Consider the following 4,792-nt stretch of genomic DNA (forward strand, 5'->3'; position numbering starts at 1 on the left):
GAATACGAAGCGTCTGGCAGAAGGGGCGAAGATGAGACAGATCCAGCCCAAGAAAACCCTAGTGGAGCAGACCTACGAAACATTGGTCGATGCCATATGCTCTGGCGAATTGCCGCCCGGTGAAAGACTGGCGCAGGAAGAGATCGCCACACGGCTCAACGTGTCGCGCCAGCCGGTCAACAACGCGCTGGCGATGCTGAAATCCAACGGTTTCGTGGAAGAGACCGGACGCCGGGGCGTCGTCGTATCAGAGATCAGCCCGGACCAGTTCCGGGCGATCTACGAATTCAGAACTGCGGTCGAACCCTTCGCCGTCCGGCTTGCCGCCGAACGCCTGCCTGCGGATGCGGCGAGACAGGCCGAAAAGATCATGAAGGACGGCAAGGCCGCGTTTTTCTCAGGCAGCGCCAAGGCACAGGTCGAGGCCGATATCGCCTTTCACGAGATGCTCTATCACTGGGCCGGCAACGCGATCATCCTATCGACGATGCGCATGAACTGGCAGCATATCCGCCGCGCGATGAACCTCGTGATCCGGGAAGGCGTCACCGCCGAAACTTCCTGGCAGGAGCATAATCACATCGTGGATGCCCTGATGCGGGGCGATGTGGCCCAAGCCGTGGCGGAAATGGAGGGGCACATCGTCCGGGCGCAGGCCAAGACGATGGAAGCCCTGGAGCGGCCACGCCCCTGAAGGGTGCGGCCCGGGGGGTCAGGCCTCGGCGGCCTTCGCGGTGAAACCGCCCTTGTTGACCGCCTCTTCAAGCCGGGCGATTGACGCGGTGTCCTGATCGTGCAGAACGCGGGCCTGCCGTTCGTCGAAGGAGGCATCGGCCTTTTCCACGCCCGCCACCTGCGACAGCAGTTTTTCAACGGAGCGCGCACAGCCGCCGCAGTGCATGCCTTCGATATTGAGGATCGTCGTTTTCATCTTTTGCTGACCTTTTCTGGAAGTGGTCTTCTGGATTTCGGCATTGCGCTGCATCGCGTCAAGGATCGTACAGGCCTTCACGTCGCCGCCACCGGGGCAACTGGCGATCAATTCGTCGAGAGCGTCGCGCATCTGTTCGAGTTGCAAAAGCTTGGTCTGAACCTCGGCCCGCTTGTCGATGGCGCGGACGCAGACGTCACCGCAGTCAGCCTTCGGATCGGCGCGCAGCGAAAGAAGCTCGGCAATTTCGCGTAAGGAAAACCCGATTTCCTGCGCCTGCCGCACGAACCTGATGCGCGAAACGGTTTCGTCGTCATATTCGCGCAGGCCGCCGCCTTCGGGCTTGGGGGGCTGCTGGATCAACCCCTTGCGCTCGTAAAAGCGCACGGTCTCCACGTTGACGTTCGCCGCTTTCGCGGCGCGGCTGATCGTGAACTGCTTCATGTTTACCCCCGGATGCGGCGTGCCTCCGTACAAATGTACGGTGCTGCCAGCCGGTATTCAAGGAACCGGGGCGGGCCTGTTGACACCGTACCACGGTACGGCGGTTAGGGTGGAGGCAGAATCAGTATCACGTGGTAAAAAGCATGTACGAAAACCTATCGAAATTTACGACCCGCACTGCGGTAGCCCTGACGCTCGGCCTCGCCGCGCTGCCCGCGCTGGCGCAGAGCGGTTCGATGTCCGACTCCATGTCCGACGGGGCGGAGTCAAAGCCGATGATGGACATGTCGGGCGGCATGGATATGTCGGATATCCCGCGGGTTCCCCCAGTTTTCGGATATTCCGAGGGCGCGGATATCCATTTCATCCATACCGAAGTTTCCGATCCGGAGATCGCCCAAGTTCTCACGGACATGATGGGATCGCCTTTTCCTGTCGTTGCTTCGCTGGCGGACATCCCCGCCGACCTTCTGGCCCGTGTCTATGTGTTCGAGAACGGGCTCCAGCCCGACGGGCCGCGTGGCCCATTGGGATTTCAGCCAGACATCTTCGACCGGCCCGCGGGGACGGATGACTATACCCCGCTGCGCAGGATCATGCTGGTGAACTGGTCGGACGGCGCCGAAGCGCGCATCCTGCGCTCCGCCGAGGCCGTCAAGATGGCTGAAACGAACGACGAGATCAGCATCAAGGACAGCGGTATCGTCGTGAACATACCGTTCCTCACCTGGCCGGACGGATCCCGTTAGACCGCGCGTCCTTGCCTGTGCGCTTTTCATGAAGCGCGCGGGCGAACCCGCTTGCCCGCCGCGATGTGGCGGGTGTTGTAGTACCAGTAAGCTTAACAAGGAGAATACTTATGAATGACCAGGACCTGAAAGATTGCATCCAAGCCTGCCTCGACTGCACAACGGCTTGTGAAACCTGCGTGGATTGCTGCATTGGCGATGCCGATATGGCGGAATGCCTGCGGCAGTGTCTCGATTGTTCGGAGATCTGCCAGGCCTGCGCGCGGGCCATGGCACGCAATTCGCCCCATACACAGAAATGGTGCTCGCTCTGCGCCGAGATCTGCGAAGCCTGTGCCGCCGAATGCGACAAGCATGAAAAGGAAGCCTGCCAGCGCTGTGCAGAAGCCTGCCGCCGTTGCGCGGAAGCCTGCCGCAAGATGGCTGCGTAAACCGCTGTGCCGGCATGGGCGTTTGCCTGTCCCGGCCCATGATGCAACATACCAGGAGCGCCGGGGGACCTGTCGGCGCTCCTGGTCGTATTATTCAGAGAGATACCGATGAGACAATCGAACATGAGTGAACGACCGAAGACAGCGGGCCTGACATTGCCGATCGCCCTGGCCACGGCGATCGGCCTTGCTACGGTTCTTCCGGCAACACTCGGGGCCGACAGCAATACCACCCCGGCCACCGCCGCAAGCGAAGCCAATGGTCCGGGCTATGTTCCCGTGCCTGCCCCTGAGGGCCGAAACCTGACCCAGCCGGCCGAGACGACGGGCATTCGCTCGGTTGTCGGGTACTATGAGGGCGAAGAGGTGTTGTTCACCCACACCGAGATCTCCGATCTGGAGATCGCCAAGCATCTCACGAGCAAGATCGGTTCGCCGACGATCTATGTCCCCGCTCTGGCCGAAGTGCCCGACAGCGCGCTGGCCGATGTCTATATTTTCGCCAACGGTGTCGCGCCGGAGGATACGCCGCTCGGACCGCTCGGGTATCAGGGCGACATCTTCGGCAGCATTCCCGGCGATGAGGGCTATAGCCCGCTGCGCAGGGTTTTGCGGGTCTCCTGGTCCGACGGGGCCGAGGCGCGCCTGCTACGTTCCACCGAAGAGGTGGACGCGGCGCTCGCAGCCGGTGAGATCGTCGTGGAACGACCGGGCATCGTGGTCAACATGCCCTTCGCCTCATGGCCCGGCGGCTCGCGCTGATGAATACGGCGCAGCCTCGACGCGGCGGGTTCATACAACGCTGGCTCCCGCCGCTTCTTGGCGGGGGCGTGGCGCTGGCGCTGATCTTCTGGCTCTATCGCGATCTCGATTTTGGCCGTTTCGTAGAGGGGCTGGGAGAGGCCCATATCGGGTGGGTCACCATACTGGCGCTGACGATCCTGCTCGAACAGGTTCTGAACGGCTGGAAGTGGCGGCAGATCCTGCATGATGTGAAACCCGTGCGCACCATGCGGCTGACAGGTGCGCTTCTGGCGGGGTACGGCGCGAATGTGCTCGTCCCGCTGGGGATCAGCCCGCTGGTCCGGTCATGGCTCATCGCCCGGATGGAAGGGCTGAAGATGGGCACGGTGTTGACCACCACGATCATCGCGCGGTTCATCGACGGCGTGGTCTTTGCGCTCTTTGCCGGGCTTGTGGCCATGGCCGGGCAGGTGCCGCAGATCGACGGCAACCTTGAACTTGGCCTTGTGGTCGCGGGGGCGCTGAACTTCGCGCTCTTCGGCGTGCTTCTCTGGGCGATGTTCCGGTTTCGCACGCTGCTTGCAGAGGATGGCCCGCTGGTTTGCCGCCTGTTCGACTGGATGGCAAAGTGGTTCCGGGCGAACGGGGCACAGTTGCGCGGATCCCTGTGCGATGGCGTCGTCTGGCCGCGCGCGCGGCAGCACAGGCTGAACGTGCTGATCGGCGCCTTCGCGGCGAAGCTCGTCTCTGCCACGCATTACCTTTGGGCGGGGCTTGCCGTCGGGGTGGTGCTGACGCCTTTCGATTATCTTTTCCTGATGGTCTTTGCCGGGTTTTCACTGGTCCTGACGCGGTTTGTCCGGGTGCCCGGGGGGTTCGTGATCGGTTCGGCGCTGGCGTTCAATCTGCTCGGCGTACCCGAGGAGCAGGCGCTGCTGATGATCCTTTTCAACTGGATGATGTCGATCATCATCGTGGTCGGCGGCGGGCTGATCGTGCTGTGGCAATCGGGTCTCGATATCCGGCGCGCGCGTCTGGAAGCGGAGGTGACCGATGTCCGTGTCTGAAGCGACGGCACCGCCCGACGAACGCAGCCGGTTCTGGCGCATTGCCGGGGCCGGGGCCGCGTTTCAGGCGGGTTCGGCGGCGATCGATTCCGCCACCATCGTGGCGAGCCTCGTGTTCCAGCTGACCGGAAGCGCCTTTGCCGTGGGCTTTGCCAGCGCAGTGCTGCGGTTGGGCTGGCTGCTGCCGCAGCTGGTCGTTGGCTTTCTGGCCGAACGGGCCGAAAAGCGGATGCCGTTCTATGTCTTCGGGGCCTATGGGCGGGCGCTGCTGGCGGCGCTGATCGGTCTGTTGCTCTGGTTCGGCGGGGGCATGGCCCCGGCGATGCTGGGTCTGGCCTTCCTCGGTCTCTGGACGGTCTACGCCTTTGTCAGTGGCGTGGTGGCGGTGCCCTATAACGATATCGTCGGCCGCTCGATCCCTTCGGC

General features: G+C 62.8%; 7 protein-coding genes. 6 read left to right on the forward strand and 1 reads right to left on the reverse strand.

The genetic code is table 11. From position 1 onward, the window contains the following. A partial coding sequence (locus A3764_RS13795) for a GntR family transcriptional regulator (protein ID WP_082865938.1) occupies positions 1-694 on the forward strand: 694 nt, incomplete at its 5' end. Positions 695-712: 18 nt separating this feature from the next. Here the strand turns inward: A3764_RS13795 and A3764_RS13800 are convergent. After that, complete coding sequence (locus A3764_RS13800; protein ID WP_067925063.1) at positions 713-1,375, reverse strand: MerR family transcriptional regulator; 663 nt, start codon at positions 1,373-1,375, stop codon at positions 713-715. Positions 1,376-1,518: 143 nt separating this feature from the next. Between A3764_RS13800 and A3764_RS13805 the strand changes: the two genes are divergently transcribed. From A3764_RS13805 to A3764_RS13825, 5 genes are all read left to right on the forward strand, one after another. Beyond that, positions 1,519-2,124, forward strand: a complete 606-nt coding sequence (locus A3764_RS13805) for a DUF7482 domain-containing protein (protein ID WP_082850925.1) — start codon at positions 1,519-1,521, stop codon at positions 2,122-2,124. A 110-nt stretch (positions 2,125-2,234) separates the two neighbouring features. Further along, a complete protein-coding gene (locus A3764_RS13810; RefSeq protein ID WP_067925064.1) occupies positions 2,235-2,555 on the forward strand; it encodes a four-helix bundle copper-binding protein in 321 nt (106 codons plus the stop codon). Positions 2,556-2,678: 123 nt separating this feature from the next. Further along, positions 2,679-3,317, forward strand: a complete 639-nt coding sequence (locus tag A3764_RS13815; RefSeq protein WP_067925065.1) for a DUF7482 domain-containing protein — start codon at positions 2,679-2,681, stop codon at positions 3,315-3,317. Next, entirely contained in the window at positions 3,296-4,366 is a 1,071-nt protein-coding gene (locus A3764_RS13820; RefSeq protein ID WP_067925066.1) for a lysylphosphatidylglycerol synthase transmembrane domain-containing protein, read from the forward strand. Before A3764_RS13815 ends, A3764_RS13820 begins: the two co-directional genes overlap by 22 nt. After that, on the forward strand, positions 4,353-4,792 hold a 440-nt coding region (locus A3764_RS13825), incomplete at its 3' end, for a hypothetical protein (RefSeq protein WP_201722433.1). The genes A3764_RS13820 and A3764_RS13825, both read left to right, overlap by 14 nt.

The organism is Sulfitobacter sp. HI0129, from assembly GCF_001635395.1.
Taxonomy (GTDB): domain Bacteria; phylum Pseudomonadota; class Alphaproteobacteria; order Rhodobacterales; family Rhodobacteraceae; genus Sulfitobacter.